This window comes from Lysobacter sp., assembly GCF_035655815.1.
Taxonomy (GTDB): Bacteria; Pseudomonadota; Gammaproteobacteria; order Xanthomonadales; family Xanthomonadaceae; genus Lysobacter_J.
On record NZ_DASRTS010000020.1, the window covers coordinates 1 to 16,882 of the forward strand.

The 16,882-nt window shown below is 68.3% G+C and carries 16 protein-coding genes; 3 read left to right on the forward strand and 13 right to left on the reverse strand.

Annotation, left to right across the window (positions count from 1 at the left end; translation table 11 throughout):
• The 6 genes from VFE83_RS04780 to VFE83_RS04805 all read right to left on the reverse strand — a co-directional run.
• Positions 1 to 1,061 (reverse strand): glycosyltransferase (locus tag VFE83_RS04780; RefSeq protein WP_324903745.1); only part of this gene is annotated, 1,061 nt, incomplete at its 3' end.
• Positions 1,058 to 2,215, reverse strand: a complete 1,158-nt coding sequence (locus tag VFE83_RS04785) for a glycosyltransferase (protein WP_324903746.1) — start codon at positions 2,213 to 2,215, stop codon at positions 1,058 to 1,060. The genes VFE83_RS04785 and VFE83_RS04780, both read right to left, overlap by 4 nt.
• A gap of 28 nt (positions 2,216 to 2,243) precedes the next feature.
• Complete coding sequence (locus VFE83_RS04790) at positions 2,244 to 3,557, reverse strand: outer membrane beta-barrel protein (RefSeq protein WP_324903747.1); 1,314 nt, start codon at positions 3,555 to 3,557, stop codon at positions 2,244 to 2,246.
• 63 nt (positions 3,558 to 3,620) lie between these two features.
• Positions 3,621 to 4,376, reverse strand: a complete 756-nt coding sequence (locus VFE83_RS04795; protein WP_324903748.1) for a polysaccharide biosynthesis protein — start codon at positions 4,374 to 4,376, stop codon at positions 3,621 to 3,623.
• Positions 4,373 to 5,962 carry an XrtA system polysaccharide chain length determinant gene (locus VFE83_RS04800; RefSeq protein WP_324903749.1) on the reverse strand — a complete coding sequence of 530 codons (1,590 nt, stop codon included), beginning with the start codon at positions 5,960 to 5,962 and terminating at the stop codon, positions 4,373 to 4,375. Before VFE83_RS04800 ends, VFE83_RS04795 begins: the two co-directional genes overlap by 4 nt.
• 11 nt (positions 5,963 to 5,973) lie before the next feature.
• The gene (locus VFE83_RS04805; protein WP_324903750.1) at positions 5,974 to 6,591 is read right to left on the reverse strand and encodes an XrtA/PEP-CTERM system exopolysaccharide export protein; all 618 of its coding nucleotides are present in this window, start codon (positions 6,589 to 6,591) and stop codon (positions 5,974 to 5,976) included.
• Positions 6,592 to 6,843: 252 nt separating this feature from the next.
• Here VFE83_RS04805 and galE point away from each other — a divergent pair, with 252 nt between their 5' ends.
• Complete coding sequence (gene galE, locus VFE83_RS04810) at positions 6,844 to 7,929, forward strand: UDP-glucose 4-epimerase GalE (RefSeq protein WP_324903751.1); 1,086 nt, start codon at positions 6,844 to 6,846, stop codon at positions 7,927 to 7,929.
• An 82-nt stretch (positions 7,930 to 8,011) separates the two neighbouring features.
• Here the strand turns inward: galE and VFE83_RS04815 are convergent, their stop codons facing one another.
• The 7 genes from VFE83_RS04815 to VFE83_RS04845 form a co-directional block, all read right to left on the reverse strand.
• Complete coding sequence (locus VFE83_RS04815) at positions 8,012 to 9,802, reverse strand: sulfatase-like hydrolase/transferase (RefSeq protein WP_324903752.1); 1,791 nt, start codon at positions 9,800 to 9,802, stop codon at positions 8,012 to 8,014.
• Positions 9,803 to 9,892: 90 nt separating this feature from the next.
• Entirely contained in the window at positions 9,893 to 10,750 is an 858-nt protein-coding gene (locus VFE83_RS04820; RefSeq protein WP_324903753.1) for an alpha/beta fold hydrolase, read from the reverse strand.
• On the reverse strand, positions 10,743 to 11,567 hold the full coding sequence (thiD, locus tag VFE83_RS04825) for a bifunctional hydroxymethylpyrimidine kinase/phosphomethylpyrimidine kinase (RefSeq protein WP_414674690.1): 825 nt from the start codon (positions 11,565 to 11,567) through the stop codon (positions 10,743 to 10,745). The genes VFE83_RS04820 and thiD overlap by 8 nt, the downstream gene beginning before the upstream one ends.
• A complete protein-coding gene (locus tag VFE83_RS04830; RefSeq protein WP_324903754.1) occupies positions 11,564 to 12,244 on the reverse strand; it encodes a YoaK family protein in 681 nt (226 codons plus the stop codon). The genes thiD and VFE83_RS04830 overlap by 4 nt, the downstream gene beginning before the upstream one ends.
• 360 nt (positions 12,245 to 12,604) lie before the next feature.
• Positions 12,605 to 14,002 (reverse strand): PhoH family protein, encoded by a 1,398-nt coding sequence (locus VFE83_RS04835; protein WP_324903755.1) that lies wholly within the window; start codon positions 14,000 to 14,002, stop codon positions 12,605 to 12,607.
• Positions 14,003 to 14,135: 133 nt separating this feature from the next.
• Positions 14,136 to 14,618, reverse strand: coding sequence for a peroxiredoxin (locus tag VFE83_RS04840; protein ID WP_324903756.1), 483 nt, complete (start codon positions 14,616 to 14,618; stop codon positions 14,136 to 14,138).
• Between the two features lie 44 nt (positions 14,619 to 14,662).
• Entirely contained in the window at positions 14,663 to 15,223 is a 561-nt protein-coding gene (locus VFE83_RS04845) for a glycine cleavage system protein R (protein WP_324903757.1), read from the reverse strand.
• A gap of 197 nt (positions 15,224 to 15,420) precedes the next feature.
• Here VFE83_RS04845 and dapA point away from each other — a divergent pair, with 197 nt between their 5' ends.
• Positions 15,421 to 16,329, forward strand: coding sequence for a 4-hydroxy-tetrahydrodipicolinate synthase (gene dapA, locus VFE83_RS04850; protein ID WP_324903758.1), 909 nt, complete (start codon positions 15,421 to 15,423; stop codon positions 16,327 to 16,329).
• 19 nt (positions 16,330 to 16,348) lie between these two features.
• A complete protein-coding gene (locus tag VFE83_RS04855) occupies positions 16,349 to 16,849 on the forward strand; it encodes a hypothetical protein (RefSeq protein ID WP_324903759.1) in 501 nt (166 codons plus the stop codon).
• Positions 16,850 to 16,882: the final 33 nt, after the last annotated feature.

Genomic DNA, 16,882 nt, shown 5'->3' on the forward strand with positions numbered 1-16,882 from the left:
GCCTGGTCGCGCACGCGCGGCGCGGCGGCGGCCTGGTCGAGTGCGGCCTGCAGGGCTTCCGCGTCGCCGGGCGGGACGATGCGGCCGTGCGCGGTGTGGGCCAGCAGACGCGGGATGTCGCCGACGGCGCTGGCGATCACCGGCACTTCGCACGCCATCGCTTCCAGCACCGCCAGCGGCATGCCTTCGGTGAGCGAGGGCAGCACCAGATGGTCGGTGAGCGCGTACACCGCTGGCATGTCGTGGCGCATGCCCAGCAGGCGCACTCGCCAGCCCAGCCCGAGCTGGCGCACCAGCGCCTGCAGCTCATCGCGCTGCGGCCCGTCGCCGGCCAGCAGCAGCACCGCGTCGGGGTGACGCTGCGCCACCGGCGCAAAGGCGCGCAGCAGCATGTGCAGGTTCTTCTCGCTGGACAGGCGCGCGGCCGCGGTGAACACGCGCGTGGCCGGCGACAGGCCCAGCTGCACGCGCAATGCGGCCGCTCCCGCTTCGTCACGCGCGGGAAGGTCGATGCCGTTGTCCAGGTGACGGATGCGCGTGCGCGGCACACCGGCACGCGCCAGCCGGTCGACCTGTTCCGCGGCGACCACGACCAGCGCGTCGAAACGGCGCAGCAACGCGAGCTCCAGGCGCGTGTACAGGCGTAGGGAGGTTGAGGCCTCCACCCAGCCATGCAGCGTGGCGACCAGCGGTGCGTGTTCGCGCCGCGTGGCCAGCCACGCGTAGAACGCGCTCTTGTAGTCGTGCACGTGGACGATGGGCGCATGGCCCTCGGGCTCGCGAGTCGTACGCCCGCGCACCGCGGCGATCTGCCCGGCCAGCGCGCCGATGGTGGCCGGATCGACGCGTCCCTTGCACGGCAGCAGCACGGCGTCCTGGCCGGTGGCCGACGCGGTGTCGTGCAGCGGCTGCTCGTCCATGCGGTAGTTGTGGATGCTCAGCAGGCGCCCGCGCGCGCCCACGCGCGGCAGGCCGCGGTTGAGCGCGAGCACGACGCGGTCGGCACCGTACAGGCCGGCGCTGGAACGCACCTGCAGCGCGAACGGTCGCGGCGCGCTCATGGCGCCCTCGTACCGGCCAGCAGCCGGCGGTAGAGCTGGTCGAACGCATGCACCATGCCGTCGAGCGAGAACTCGCTCTCGATGCGCTGGCGTGCGGCCTGGCCCATCCGCCGGCGCGCCTGTGGAGAACGGGCGAGCCATTCCAGCGATGCGGCCAGCGTGGCGGGATCCATCGGCGGCACCAGCAGGCCGCTGTGTTCGTGCTGCACCAGGTGCAGGTTGCCGCCCACGGCCGTGGCCACCACCGGCAGGCCGCAGGCCATCGCTTCCAGGATCGCGTTCGACATGCCCTCGGACGAGGAGCACAGCACCAGCGCGTCCATGGCGGGCAGCAGGTCGGCCACGTCGTCGCGGAAGCTGAGCAGCGACACCGCGTCGTGCAGCGTCAGCGCCTCGATGCGTGCCTGCACCACGGGCAGGTCCGGGCCGTCGCCCACCAGCAGCAGGTGCGCCTGCGGAACCGCGTGGCGCACGCGAGCGAAGGCGTCGAGCAGGTCGACATGGCGCTTGACCGGCGTCATGCGTGCGACGCAGCCGAACACGATGGCATCGTCGCGCAGCCCCAGCATGCGACGGGCATCGGTGCGCTGCTGCGGCGTGGCGGGTGCGTAGCGGCGCGTGTCCACGCCGTTGGGAATCCAGTTCATCAGCAGCGGGTCCAGCCGCTCGCAGTCGGCCAGTCCGGCGAGGATCTGCCGCGCAGGCGCCACCACCGCGTGGTAGCGGGGATTGAGCCAGCGGAACAGCTGCTGCAACTTGGGGCTCTTCTTGAAGCCCATGTCGCGGCGGTTGGAGATGTAGACCGTTCCCGGCAGGCGCGGGAGCAGGGCATTGAGCACGTCGGCCTTCTCGTGCTGCGACTGCACCACGTCGAAATGCTCGCGCTTGAGCATCGCGCGAAGTTCGCGCCATGCCGCCAGGCCACTGCGGTCGTACACCGCGTGCACCGGCAGCGAGAGCATGCGCAGGTGCGGCTGGGTGAGCAGCTCGTGGCCGTGGTTGCCCGGCATCTTCTGCTCGTGCAGCTGCACCAGCGTGATGCGGTAGGCATCGCGCGGCAGGCGCGTCGCGAGGTTCTGCAGGAAGCGCTCGCTGCCGCCCGGTGCCAGCACCGGCGTGTCGGTGATCAGCAACAGCCGTATGCGCCGGTCCACGGCACGTGCGGTCGCGACCGCCCGCGGCTCAGCGGGTATAGCGAATGCTGAAGATGGCGGCATTCTCGTCATAGCTCGCTTCGGGGACGTTGCTGTTGCGTTCCTGGTGGCGCAGGTCGAAACCCATGCTCCAGTGGCGGGTGAGGACCTTCAGGAGGCCGACATAGACCGCGAAGTCGTCGTCGTCGCGGTCGAAGCTGTCGAAGCTGCGGTAGCTCGCCGACATCGATCCGGTCAGGAACAGCGAGGACTGGATCGCCCAGCTCATGCCGACGCCGATGCCGTAGTTGCCTTCGCTCTCGGCCGTCGGGTCGATGTACTCGTTGTCCTCGTAGTACGGCCGCACGCTGGCGCTGAAGCGCTCGCCGTTGTAGCGATAGCCGATGTCGACGCGGCGCTGCCGGTACAGGTCCGGACCGATGGTCACGTCGGTCGGGTCCACCGTCGGTGTGCCGCCCGGCGTGACCGGCACGCCCATGGGGTCGGTGACGTCGGTCATCAGTTCCTGCGCGGCGTCGGAGAACTGGTAGTACAGGCCCATGTCCAGCGTGCTGCGGGCGCTGGCGCGCCAGGTGAGCACCGTGCGGAACAACGGCGCGTCGTCCTTGGTGTTGTAGTCGGTCAGCTCGATCCACGAGTAGCCCGCGCGGATCTCCAGGTCTATGTCGGACAGGTTGCGGTTCCAGGTGACGTAGGTGTCCAGGCGCTGGTAGTCCGCACCCAGCGTGTCGAGGCTGACCTGGTCGTACTTCACCTCGCTGCCTTCCACGGTCGCGGCGATGCGCGTAGTCGGGCTGGGCTCCTGCCACAGCGTGAACGCCGCGTTGTAGCGGTCGCCGTTGAAGTCGTCCGTTTCTTCCGCCCAGTAATTGTTGTAGCGAAGGTCGATGCGAGTGCGCGTCGCCGCGCCGGGGCGCAGGTTGAACTGCGCACCCGCCACGAACACGTTGACCTGCTGCTGGTTGTCGGGCGCGTCGGCGGCCAGGACGTCGATCGGCTCGTAACTGGCGTAATCCTCGACGATGATCTTCAGCCGGTCCTGCCATGTGTTCCAGTTGAAGGTGCCGACCAGCGTCGCGCGGACGTCGTCGTCGAACAGGTCGCCGGTGTAGTAGAGGTACTCCAGGTTGCCGCGCGCGCTCAGTGTGGTGTCGCGCCCGGTCTGGGTGAGGTCGAAGTCGATGTCGGTGGAGAGCGTACTTTCTTCCTGCGGATTGGTTTCGGTCAGCGCGATGTTGTCGCTGTGCTCGATGGTTCCGCCGATGGAATAGTTGATCTGTGCCGCCTGCGTGCCCGAAGGCAACGCGGCCAGCAGTGCGATGCAGAGCGCGATCCGACGCATGGGCCGCCGGGACGGCCCTGCGACCTTGCCGAGTCTTCCGCTGGCCATTGACACTCCCCTGGCTTACACGCCTTCGTTGAAGACGACGCCGGCGAACTTGGCCGGATCGAAGTTCGCTGCCGCCTGCGCGATCGACGACGCCGTGTCGCGCCCGTAGCCTGCGACGAGGATCACCACGTCGGCGATGTCGGCCAGGATGCGTGCGTCCGGCGTGCCGCGCACCGGCGGTCCGTCGAGGAACACGTAGCAGTTGGGATGGCGGCTGCGGATGGAATCCAGCAGCAGGCGCATCCGGAACGACGAGAAGTACTCCGCGCCGACTTCGCGCGAGGTGCCGGCAGGAATCAGGCGCAGACCATTCACGCCGGTCTCGTAGATGATGTCCGACAGTTCGGCTTCCGGGTCTTCCAGATACTCGACCAGGCCGCCGGCGGCCGCGTCGATCTGCATGGTGCTGTGCTGCGAGGGATGGCGCAGGTCGCAGTCCACCAGCAGGGCGCTCTTGGTCTCGTCGAACGCCATCGCCGTGGCCAGGTTGCGTGCGACGAAGCTGCCGCCGCTGCCGGCGCTGACCGGCGCGACCATCGCCACGAAGCTGCCTTCCACCGCCGACAGCAGGCGCGTGCGCAGCTCGCGGAACGCATCGACCTCGGGGCGCGAGACACCGCCGCGATGGATGATCGCGCGGTCCTCCAGCTGCGTCGGCGTGAGCGCGGTGGTGCCGGCGGCGCGCGTGATGGCGCGCTTGTCCGACGAGCGCTCGCGCGCCCGCTCCCAGGCGGATTCGTCGAGTTCGGGCAGAGGATTGGCGGCGCTCATTGCAGGGTCACCAGCTTGAGGAGAAGGGTCAGGCCGTACACCAGCGGCACCACCAGGAAGATCATCGCGGCGATCACGAAGCGGCGCGTGCCCAGGCGGCGCGACGGCGCAGTCTGGAAGCGCGGCACCTTGCCCAGCACCGGCAGCGCGGCCGCGGTTTCGATCTGGTAGGGCGAACGCACGCGCGGGTCGAGCCGCACGAAACCGAACAGCAGCACCAGCGGCGCGAGCGCGGCGGCGCCCAGCCCGGCACTGGCCACGTGCACCAGGCGCAGCCCGACGCCACGCAGCGGGAAGCTGGCCGGTTCCTGCACGCGGAAGCTCAGGCCGCGCTGCTCGGCGTCCAGGCTCATCGAAACACGCGCGTTCTCCCGGCGCTTGAGCAGGTCCTGGTAGAGATCGCGGTTGACCTCGTAGTCGCGCGACAGCTCGGCCAGCGTGCTTTCGGACGCGGCGATGTGGCGGCTGCGCGCCAGTTCCTGGTCGAGCAGCGACTGGCTGGTCGAGATGCGCGAGCTCACCGCCGCCGCCTGGCGACGGTTCTCGGCCAGCTTGCTCTTCAGCTCGCCGTACAGCGGGTTGAACGAGGCCGTGCCGTCGAGCGTGGTACCCGTGCCCGATGCGGCCGCACCGGACGTGCCGGCGACGCGGCGCGCCTGCTGGCTGGATTCCTCGCGGCGCAGGTCGCCTTCAAGGTCGCGCAGCTGATGCTGGATGCGCACCACGTCGGGATGCTGCTCGGTGAAGTTCATCAGCAGCTTGTCCTTCTCCGTCTCCAGCTCGGCCATGCGCGCCAGCAACTGGCCCGTGCGCGTCTGCACCACGTTGATCTCGTTCTCGCCGTTGAGCTGCGCCTGCAGCGCGTTGCCCTGCGATTCCAGGTCCATCAGCTCCATGCGCGAGGTGTCGACCATGCGGCGCAGTTCGCCGATGCGCGAGTTCACGTCGCCGTCGATGCCGGGACGCGCGTCCGGATTGGACTTGCGGTAGGCCTCCAGCTTCGATTCGGCGTCGGTGAGCTTGCGGTGGTAGGCGCGCACCTGCGAGTCGATGAAGTCGTACGCGTCGCGGCTCTCGCGTTCCTTGGTCGCCAGGCTCTCCTGGATGATCAGCTCGGTGAAGCGCTTGGTGACCGCATGCGCGCGCGTGGCGTCGGTGTCGGTGTACGACACGCGGATCAGGTTGTCGCGCGGGTTGGAGATGATGGTGCGGCTGGTGATCTGCTCGATCAGCTGGTCCTGCTGCAGCGGCGTGGGATTGGACGTCAGCCACCCGCCGGTCTCGAGGATCTCGTTCATCACCTTGCGGCTGAAGGCAACCTCGCGCGTGATCGCTGCGCGGCTGACCACGCTGGTCGGCACGGCGCGACCTTCCATCAGCGGTTTGATGATGTTGCTTTCCTCCACCAGGATGGTGGAGGTGGAGTTGTACTTCTTCGGCAGCATCAGGCCGAAGGCCAGTGCCGCCAGAGCGATCGCGGTGAACACCGCGGCCAGCATCACCGGCCTGCGGCGCCATTCCTCGAACGCCACCGGCACCATCGCCGCGATCGCGGAGGGGCGCGTCTCCGGGATCGTCAGGTCCATCGACGAGCCGCTCACAGCGTGCGTTCCGGAACGGTGATGACGTCGCCCGGCGCGACCTTGAAGTTGGTCGTCAGGTCGCCGTCCTCAAGGATGTGGTCCAGGCGCACCGCGTAGCTGCGCGTGCTCTCGCCGGTCTTGCGGTACAGGTCCGAGCGACCAGGCGCGGCGAACTCGGTGACGCCGCCTGCGGCGAGCACGGCATCGAGCACCGTCATGCCCTGGCGGAACGGGATCGAGATCGGCTGGCGCACCGCGCCGGTGACGCGCACGCGCGAGAGATATTCGTGGCTGCGCAGGTCGGTGAGGATGACCGCCACCTGCGGGTCGCGCACGTAGGCAGACAGGCGTTCCTGGATTTCCTTCGACACCTGACCCGGCGTGCGACCGCCGGCGGCGACGTCACCGACCAGCGGCACGGAGATCTTGCCGTCGGGGCGCACCGGCACGGTGATGCCGAGCTCGGGATTGCGCCATACCGACACCTGCACGATGTCGTCGATACCGATCTGGTAATCGTCGACCAGGTTCTCGCTCAGGGCCGGCGGCGGTGCGGCGGTGCCGCCCGACGACGCGCAGGCGGAAACGAGGAAAGCAAAAGCAATGACGGTGGCGAAGCGGAACAGGCGCATGACGGAAACCCCCTTGCATTCGACATGAGCGAACGGCGTGGCGTCGTGGATCCGGCCACGTGCGAAGTCCGTTCGTCCCGCCTTCCGATGCATCGCCACGGACGCTGCCGGAATTGCCCGCGTCCTGCGTTGGACCGGTCAGGGACACGGCGATGCCGCGTCCGGGGAAGCCGTCATGCAGTACCGACGGCCTGTGCGGAGCGGTCGCCCGAGGGCGTGCGCAACGCGTCGTCCTGTCAGGGTCGGGACCTCATGCGAATCCTTGTCTGCGGTGGAGCGGGATACATCGGCAGCCACACCTGCGTGACTTTGGCCGAACGCGGCCACCAGGTCGTGATCGCCGACAGCGGCGTGAACAGCTCGCCGCGCGTGATGCCGCGCCTGCAGCGCCTGGTCGGCGCGCCACTGTCGCTGCATCGTGTCGATCTGCGCGACCGCACTGCGCTCGATGCGTTGTTCACCGCGTACCGTTTCGATGCGGTGCTGCATTTCGCGGCGCTGAAGGCCGTCGGCGATTCGTGCCGGCGGCCGCTGGAGTATTTCGACAACAACATCAGCGGCACCATCGTGCTGCTGCGGGCCATGCAGGACGCCGGCGTGCACCGCCTGGTGTTCAGTTCGTCCGCCACCGTGTACGGCGAGCCCGCGCAGGTGCCGGTGCGTGAGGATGCCGGGCTGCAGGTCACCAATCCTTATGGCCGAACCAAGCTCGTGGCCGAGCAGCTCATCGGCGATCTCTGCCAGGCCGACCCCGCGTTCCGCGCGGCCAACCTGCGCTATTTCAATCCGGTCGGCGCGCATGCCTCGGGCCTGATCGGCGAGGACCCGGCCGGCGAGCCGAATAACCTGATGCCCTACATCTGCCAGGTGGCCGTGGGCCAGCGCGAGCGGCTGCGCATCTTCGGCGACGACTATCCGACGATCGACGGCACCGGCGTGCGCGACTACATCCACGTCGTGGACCTGGCGCGCGCGCACGTGGACGCGCTGGAGTACATGGTCCGTGCCGATCGCAGCTTCACCGTGAACCTGGGCACTGGCCGCGGCGTGAGCGTACTGGAACTGGTGCACGCCTTCGAACGCGCCTGCGGCCGCCGCATTCCGTACGAGATCGTCGGCCGCCGTCCGGGCGACGCCGCCGCGGTCTACGCCGATCCGACGCTCGCGCAGCAGTTGCTCGGCTGGCAGGCCGAGCACGACGTCGATGCGATGTGCCGCGACGCATGGCGTTGGCAGGCCATGAACCCGCAGGGCTATCGCTCGACGACACGCCGCGCGACGCCGCCGAGGCTGCGCCGGAGCCGTGCCGTCGGTGCGCGGCTGGCGGATGCCTACTGAGCGACTGGCTTCGCGATGGTGAAGCTGCGGGGAGGCGCGTGGTTACGACGTCGCTCCTTGCCATCGCGCTTGCGTCACGCGCTCACCGCGATCCGCTGAATCCGCTCACGTCCTTGCGAACGCGTTGGCCCGCGAGCGCCTGCGGCAGGCCGTCGCGCAGTTCCTCCGTGGGGCCGATTGGGTTCCACACCGGTTGCCGGCCAAAACGCACGAAATACGTGGACAGGAATCCGGTGTCCCGCTCCGGCAATTGCGCGAGCAGGTCGTGTTCGAAGCGTTCCTGGCGGGCACCCGTCGAATAGCCCATTGCCGTGAGCAGGGTGGGGTAGACGTTGAAGTGGCTCGCGCGGTCGTGATTGCGTCGCGCCGCTTCGCGCAGCCGTGGTGCCATGCCCGCATGTCGCGTGATGGCCGCCAGCGGCACGCGCCCTTCGCCCGGTGACGCCGCGCCGATGGTGCAGTGGGTCTGCGAACCCGCGCTGCCGTCCTCGTGGAAGTTCTGGCCGTGGTCGGCCGTGTACAGCACCAGCGTGTCTTCCAGCGACGCGTCGGCCAGGGCCTCGTCGAAGAAGCCGCGCGTGTTCCAGGCCAGGCAGTTTCGATAACTGTTGACCTGCCGCCACCGCTCCTCGTCGTTCTTGGCCAGACGGAAACCGGCCCCGTCGGCCTTGACTTCGTTGGACGTCGAATCGCGCGCCATGGTCGGCGAGTACAGCGTGCGGTCGAGCGGATACTTGCCCTCGTAGGGGAAGTGGCAGCCCATCTTGTTGACGAAGATGAAGCTGGGGCGTTCGCGCACCAGCATGCGGCCGAGCAGGCGTCCGGCCTCCACGTCCTTGCGGTCGGCGCTGAAGGATGGATCGAGCTGCACGAACTCGTCGATCTCGCCGACCTCGCGTTCGTCCATGAAGTTGTGCAGGCGCCCGCCGTGGCGCTGTGCATCCAGGTAGATGGTGCGGTAGCCCGCGCTGGCGGCGTAGCGCCACATCGAAGGATTCACCTTCAGGTCGTCGAGGTAGCTGCCGCGCCGCACGCCGTAGCGCACGCTGGCGTTCGAGGTAGACGAGCAGTTGGCGGCGGAGGCGGCGATGCCGAAATTGAACAATGCCGGGCCTAGCGGCCGTAGCCCCGTTTCCACGCCGTCGTCGACGTTGAGGTCGACGTAGTCGCCGCGCACGCTCTCGTCCATTACCAGCACGATGTGGCGGAACGGCTGCTGCCCGGAATGGGCGACGGCGATGTCCTCGCGCTGCGGCGCCGCAGGCGCCAGCGTCCTCTCGGCGACGAGGACCGTGGCGAACGCGGCCGTGTTGAACTGCCCCGGGAACCCGTTGGACCCTTCACCGCCGCGCAGGTAGAGAATCGTCGAGATCAGCAGCACCGGCACCAGCGGCAGCAGGCCGGCATGCCGCAGCGGCCAGTCCAGCAGTCGGCGGGTTTGCGGTGGATTGAGCCACGGCGGCACGTTCATCGCCACCACGCCCAGTAGCGACCACGAGACGGCCTCGATCAGTTCCGCATCGTGGAAGCCGGCCAGGTTGCCGGCAAAGCCCGCCAGTCCCAACAGTTGTTCGAAGTCGAGCAAACCCAGGTGGCGCGACGCGATCAGCGCGTGGCCGAGGGTGAAGACGCTGCCGGCGAAGAAGACCGCGCTCCACACCACGCGCGCAAGCGGGCGTCCGTGGAACGCGAGTACCAGCATCGACAGCACGCACACCAGCCAGACCGCCGCGAACACGGCCAGTCCGGGTTGCAGCCCGATATGCGCGATGCGCTCGGCGAGCAACCGGTTGGTGCCCAGCAGCCAGGCCGCGATCAGCAACAACTTCAGGATCGCCCAGCCGGGTGTGGCGGTGCCCAACTTCCTGCGCATGCGGTCTGGCTCCCCGTTGTCGCCCGGTTCCGCCTCGCGGCGGATCGGGTCCTTGAGGGGGCAAACGCAGATCGGCGTCTGCGACGGACGCTAGTCCAGCAGGGCCGCGACTACAGCCTGCGGCTGCTTCATCCAGGCGTAGTGGTCGGCGCGCGTATCGAGGGTGGCAGCATCGAGCACGTCGATGCGCTGGGAGGAGTGGCGCAGCTTGGACAGCAGGAAGCGCAGCGAGGGCAGGGGGCCGAGCCAGTCGCGCTCCAGCACCACGGCATGCGCGTCGAGCGTCAGCGCGGCCATGGCGGCTTCCAGGTCGACGTCGACGCCCGCTGCGGCATAACGGCCGCTCAGCCCCGAGCGGCTCCAGTCACGGACGACCCCGCGCGCCTCCTGCCCGCCGAAGCCGATGCGACGGCCGGGCAGGGCGCCGTGGCGTTCGGCCAGCCAGGCCAGGAAGCGGTAGACGAACGGCAGCCACCACTTGGTGCGCAGCGGGAACGCGCGCCAGTACGGCGCACCACTGCCCACCAGCCACAGCCGTGCAGCCGAGTCGGGCGACAGGCCGAGGCGACAGCACGCGAGCTGGCCGCCGAGGCTATGTCCGCCCAGGATGCGAGGCACGCCCGGCGCGTGTCCGGCCACCAACGCCTCGCTGGCCGGAATGTCCAGCGTCAGCAGCTCGCGGTAGCCCCAGTCGCAGTCGCGGCTCGCACGCACGTCGCTCGAGCCACCGCCGCGCCATTCGTGCACGAACACCGCGATGCCGCGTGCCGCCAGTGCGTCGGCAAGCGGCAGGTAATGCCGGGCCGCGATGCCCATCGCCGGCAACCACAACACGCTCGCCTGTGGCTGCGCGGGCACGCGCGCAAGCAACTGGAAGCGGTGCCCGTCGGCCGCCTCCGCGTCCAGCTCCAGCGCACGCACGGCTCCGCTGTCGATCGACTCATCCATGCGGTGCCGCTCCGAAGTGATCCAGCACGAGCACATCGCCGCGCCCCGGGCGATATCCCCCAACGAGCGCGGCGTGCACGTAATCGGCCGCGCGTTCGCAACTGCGTCCAAGCTCGTGGCCAAGGCACAGGTTGGCCGCCACCGCCGACCCAAGCGTGCAGCCGGTGCCGTGCGCATCCACCTGCAGGCGTGCATGCGCGACGCGCCGCAACTCTCCATCCTGCGAGAACAGGTCCACGACGTCCGCCTGCGAGCCGGCTTCGACGGGCAGGTGACCGCCCTTGAGCAGCACCGCGCGGGCGCCCAGCGCGTGCAGCGCGCCGACCGCCGCGTGCATGGCGTCCATGTCGGCGATGCCGCGGCCGATCAGCAGTTCGGCTTCCGGCAGGTTGGGCGTGACCAGCGTCGCCAGCGGCAGCAGGCGCGTGCGCAATGCGTCGAGTGCATTGGCTTCTAGGAGCCGCGCACCGGACGTGGACACCATCACCGGGTCCAGGACCACGTGCGCGGGGCGGTAGTACTCGAGTGCATCGGCCACCGCGCGGATGACCTCCGCGTTGGCGAGCATGCCCAGCTTCACCGCGCCGATGTCGAAGTCGTCGAAGCAGGCATCGATCTGCGCACGCAGGAATCCGACGTCCGGCACGTGCACCGCAGTCACGCCACGCGTGTGCTGCGCGGTGAGCGCGGCGATGGCGCTCAACCCGTGCACCCGGTGCGCGGCAAAGGTCTTGAGGTCGGCCTGGATGCCCGCGCCGCCGCCAGAGTCGGAGCCGGCAATGGTCAATGCGCAGGGCGTTGCGGAAGCGATATTCATGACGACAGTGTGCCTGCCGGACCGCGCCGGTGGCGATAGATCGCATACGCCACGCCGGTCACGCCGGTCAGCGCCGCAGGCAGGTACAAGGTGCGGTATTGCAGCGCGGGAAACAGCAGCGCGCCGGCGATGCCGCCCAACAGGAACCCGCCGATGATCGACAGGCACAGCCACAGCCGGCGCGGCTCCGGGCGCGCACCGCGCAGGCGATGCCCCAGGAACACGCCCAGGTCGGTGAACATGCCGGTGAGGTGCGTCGTGCGCACCAGCGCACCGCTGTAGGTGGCGGTCATCGCGTTCTGCAGGCCGCAGGCCATCGCGGCAAACGCCGCGCCGGCGATCTCCCTGCGTTCGAACAGCGGCACCGACACCGCCAGCAGCACGGCCACGATCGCCAGCGCCACGCCGTAGCGACGCCCCAGCCGCAGCGTGCTGTCCTGGATGATCACGCCACTGAGCACCGCGCCGATGACGAAGGACAGCACGATCAGGATCAGGTGCGCTGCTGCCCGGGCGTCACCATGCGCGAGCGCCGCGCCGAGCAGGCTCGTAGTGCCGGTGAGGTGCGTCACCGCCTGGTGCTCGAAGCCCAGGTAGCCGACGACGTTCACCATGCCCGCGACCATCGCAAGGCTGGCGGCACCGATCCAGACCCAGGCCGGCAATCGAGTGATCAAGACAAAGCCCCTCGCGACGTCACCGGCAGTGGCCGGATCAGCAGTCATCTTCGCCGGCCTGGGCAACGTGGTGCAAAGGAGCGATCCGGGGCGGCAAGCGAATCCTCCCCAACCCTCCTTTTCCAAAGGAGGGGGCGGGAGCGTCTGGGCGAGCAAAGGTTCCTCCTTCAAAAAGCGGAGAGGAGGATTGCCTGCCATAGCAACAGCAAGTCGACGAGCAAATTCCCCCCTTTTGAAAAGGGGGGCAGGGGGATCGCCTCCCAGAGCAACAGCAAGTTGACGAGCAAGTTCCCCCCTTTGAAAAAGAGGGGTAGGGGGGATTCCGCTCCTGGCCCTCAGCGATTCTCTACTGCAACCGCCTCAAAGCACTTCCGACGCGTAATCCGCCAACCGCGAACGCTCGCCACGACGCAGCGTCACGTGCGCGCTGTGTTCCCAGTTCTTGAACCGGTCGACCGCATACGTCAGTCCGGACGTCGTCTCGGTCAGGTACGGCGTGTCGATCTGCTCCACGTTGCCCAGGCACACGATCTTGGTGCCCGGGCCTGCGCGGGTGATCAGCGTCTTCATCTGCTTGGGCGTGAGGTTCTGCGCCTCGTCGAGGATCAGCCAGCGATTGAGGAACGTGCGGCCGCGCATGAAGTTGAGCGAGCGGATCTTGATGCGGCTGGCCAGCAGGTCGTTGGTCGCGGCGCGGCCCCAGCTGCCGCCGTCCTGGTTGTGCGTCAGCACTTCCAGGTTGTCGGTCAGCGCGCCCATCCACGGCGTCATCTTTTCCTCTTCGGTGCCGGGCAAAAAGCCGATGTCTTCGCCGACGCTCACCGTCGCGCGCGTCATGATGATCTCGCGATAGCGTTGCTGGTCCATGGTCTGCGCCAGGCCAGCGGCCAGCGCGAGCAGGGTCTTGCCGGTGCCGGCGGTGCCGAGCAGCGTGACGAAGTCGATCTCCGGGTCCATCAGCGCATTGAGCGCGAAGTTCTGCTCGCGGTTGCGCGCGGCGATACCCCACACCGCATGCTGGTGATGACGGTAGTCATCGACGATCTGCAGCACCACCTTCGAGTCGCTGGTGCGTGCGACCTTCAGTTCGGACTCCTCGTCACCCGGCAGGTACAGGAACTGGTTGGGATGGAAGTCGTCGTCCTCGCGACGCGAGATCTCGTAGAAGGTGCGGCCCTTCTCGGTCCACGACTTGAGGTCCTTGCCATAGCGCTGCCAGAAGTCCTCCGGCAGCGCGGTCGCGCCGGTGTACAGCAGGCTGAAGTCGTCGAGTGCGCGGTCGTTCTCGTAATCCTCCGACACGATCCCCGCGATCGACGCCTTGATGCGCAGGTTGATGTCCTTGGAAATGAACACCACCGGCACGCCGGGCTCGGCTTCCCGCAGCGAGAGGATCGAACCCAGGATGTGGTTGTCGGGGATCACCGCGCCGAAGCGCTTGCCCGCGTCGAAGTCGCGCGTCTGGAAGCGCAGCTTGCCGATGCTCTGCGCGCCGCGCAGCTGCAGGCCCTGCGGACGCGTGAGCGGAATGCCGGTGGAGATCTGGTCGGTGCCGGTGGCCTCGATCAGTTCGTTGAGGAAGCGGCTGACCTGGCGCGCGTTGCGGCTGGCTTCTGAGGTGCCTTTCTTCGCGTTGTCGAGTTCCTCGATGACCTGCATGGGCAGGAAGACGTCGTGTTCCTCGAATTTGAACAGCGCGGTCGGGTCGTGCATCAGGACGTTGGTGTCGAGCACGTAGATCCGCTTGCTTCTGGTCATCGAATGCTCCGATGCGGGTTGAGCGTGAGGTACGGGTTACAGCTGGGTGGTGCAAGGGTCGCGCCACGCGCCCACGGCGACGCTGCCGTGGCCCGCGGGGCGGGACGGCAGGACGAGGGGCGGGCGGAAGGGGTCACTGCGTTGCGGCAGCCTTGAGTTCGTCGAGCACGGCCTGGGCATGGCCCGGAACCTTGACCGGTCGCCAAGACCGGGCGATGACACCTTTCGGGTCGATCAGGAAGGTGCTGCGCTCCACGCCGACGTATTCGCGTCCGTACAGCTTCTTCGGTTTGATCACGCCGAAGGCGTTGCACAGCGATTCGTCGGCATCGCTGACCAGCTCGAACCTGAAGCCCTGTTTGGCGCAGAAGTTCTGGTGCGACTTGATGGAATCGCGCGAGACGCCCAGCACGGTGGCGCCGAGCTTCTTGAACTTCGGCAGCAGCGCGTTGAAGTCGATGCCTTCGGTGGTGCAGCCCGGCGTGCTGTCCTTCGGATAGAAGTACAGCACCAGCCACTGGCCCTTGAAGTCCTTCAGCGAAGCGGTTTCGCCGCTGGACAGCGCCAGGGGCAGGTCGGACACGTCTTTCGGGATTCGATCGCCGGTGTCGAGCATTTTCGTCTTAGTTCCGGGCAGGCACGCCTGCCGTGCTGCAACGATCAGAACTTCATCGGGTCCATGATCGCGTCGAGGTTGAGGTGGTCGCAGAATTCCAGGAAGTCGTCGCGCAACGCCGCGATGTGCATGCTCGACGGCACCCCGATGGTGATCTGCGCCGAGAACATCTCCGCGCCGGTCTGCATGGCGCGGTAGCGCGAACTGTGCAGGCTTTCGATGGTGATGCCCTGGCGGTCGAAGAAGTCGGCCAGCTGGAACAGGATGCCGGCCTTGTCGGCCGCCACCACTTCCACCACGTACGGCAGCAGGTTCGACTGCACCTGCTTGGGACCGGTGCGATACCACACCAGTTTCAGGCCTTCCTCGCGCTCCAGCCGGGTGAGCATGGCCTCCAGCTTGGCCACCGCGTCCCACGAACCCACGGCCAGCGTGGTCACCGACACGTCTCGGCCGACCGTGGCTAGGCGCGCGTCCACCAGGTTGCAGCCCGAATCGGCGATCCGGCGCGTCACCGATAGCAGCGGCGACTCCGGATGCGTCGTGTAGGCGTTGATCAGGAGGTGGTTTTCGTTCGGCGACGGCCGGGAAGCGGGATCGGTCAAGGCGGCGCCTGTCCTGGTGAGCTTCAGCTCGGATACTGAATGGTCGCCCGTGAGGGGGCTGTGCTGGCGGGCAGCATACTTGCCCGCGCTTTCGGGCCGCAAGTAACATCCTTGCGCGATCTCCAGGCGATCTTCGCCGACCTTACGCCCTGCGCACCGCGCGGGAATCCTGCAACGCGGACCTCGGAACCACCATCTTGCGACTTTCCGGCAGCATCACCGCGCTGGCGACGCCGTTCAACGCGGCCGGCGAACTCGATCTCGACGCCTGGCGCCGCCTGCTCGACCAGCAGCTGGAAGGCGGCACCCAGGGCGTCGTGGTGGCCGGTTCCACCGGTGAAGCGGCCGCGCTGTTCGACGCCGAATACGACGCCCTGCTGCGCATCGCGGTGGAGCACATCGCCGGGCGCATTCCGGTGCTGGCCGGCACCGGCCTGTCCAATACCGCCAAGACCATCGAGCAGACGCGCCGTGCCGGTGCGCTGGGCGCCGACGCCGCGTTGATCGTCACGCCGCCGTACGTGCGCCCGACCCAGGCGGGCCTCGTCGCGCACTACACGGCCATCGCCGAGGACGGCGCGCTGCCGATCGTGCTGTACAACGTGCCGGGCCGCACCGGCGGCGACCTGCTGCCGGAGACCGTGGCGCAACTCGCACCGCACCCGCGCATCGTCGGCATCAAGGAAGCACGCAGCGAGCCCGAACGCATGACGGCGCTGCTGGCGTTCAAGGGCGAAGGTTTCGCCGTGCTCAGCGGCGACGATCCGACCGCGTGCCGGGCGATGCTCGCCGGTGCGGATGGTGTCATCTCGGTGGCGTCCAACGTGCTGCCGCGTGCTTTCCGTCGCCTCGCCGACCTGGCGCGTGGCGGCAAGCGCGATACGGCCGAGGCGCTCGATGCGCGCATGCGCCCGGCCTACGATTTCCTGGGCGTCGAGCCCAATCCCATCCCGGTCAAGGCATTGCTGGCCGGGCAGGGCATCGGTCATGGTCTGCGGCTGCCGCTGCTGTCGCTGTCGGCGGAACATGCCGGCGCCGTGGCGGAGATTGCCCGCTTGGTCGCCCAACTCGAACTGGACTGCCACGACGAAACCGTCGCGGCCTGAACCCCTGCAGGAGACTTACATGCGTTCCAACGTTCCGATGTCCCGTGCCGTCGTGGCCACCCTGGTGCTGGCCGGCATCGTGTTTGGCTCAGGCTGCAGCTGGTTCCGCAAGACCGACGATCTGTACGCGCAGAGCCCGGAGATGCGTCCGCTGGAGGTTCCGCCGGACCTCGACCTGCCTCGCACCGACGCCGCGGTGAACGTGCCGTCGGCCGCCGCTCGCGATGCCGTCGCGTCGGGACAGGCATCGGGCGGCTTCACCGTGCCTTCCGCCCGCGAGGAAGCGTTCGCCAAGGTGGGCGAGGCACTCGCCACCGTCGAAGGCCTCACCGTCACCACTCGCGCCGAAGCGCTCGGCGTGTACGACGTGAGTTACGAGGGCAGCAACTTCCTGGTGCGCGTGGCCGGCACCGAGGCGGGTTCGTACATTTCCGCGGTCGACCCGCGTGGCCTGCCTGCTACGGGCGATGCGCCGAAGAAGCTGATCGACGCGCTGCGCCAGTCGCTTGGCGCGCGCTGAGCGTACGGCTTCAACGCAAAACGGGCGCCTTGG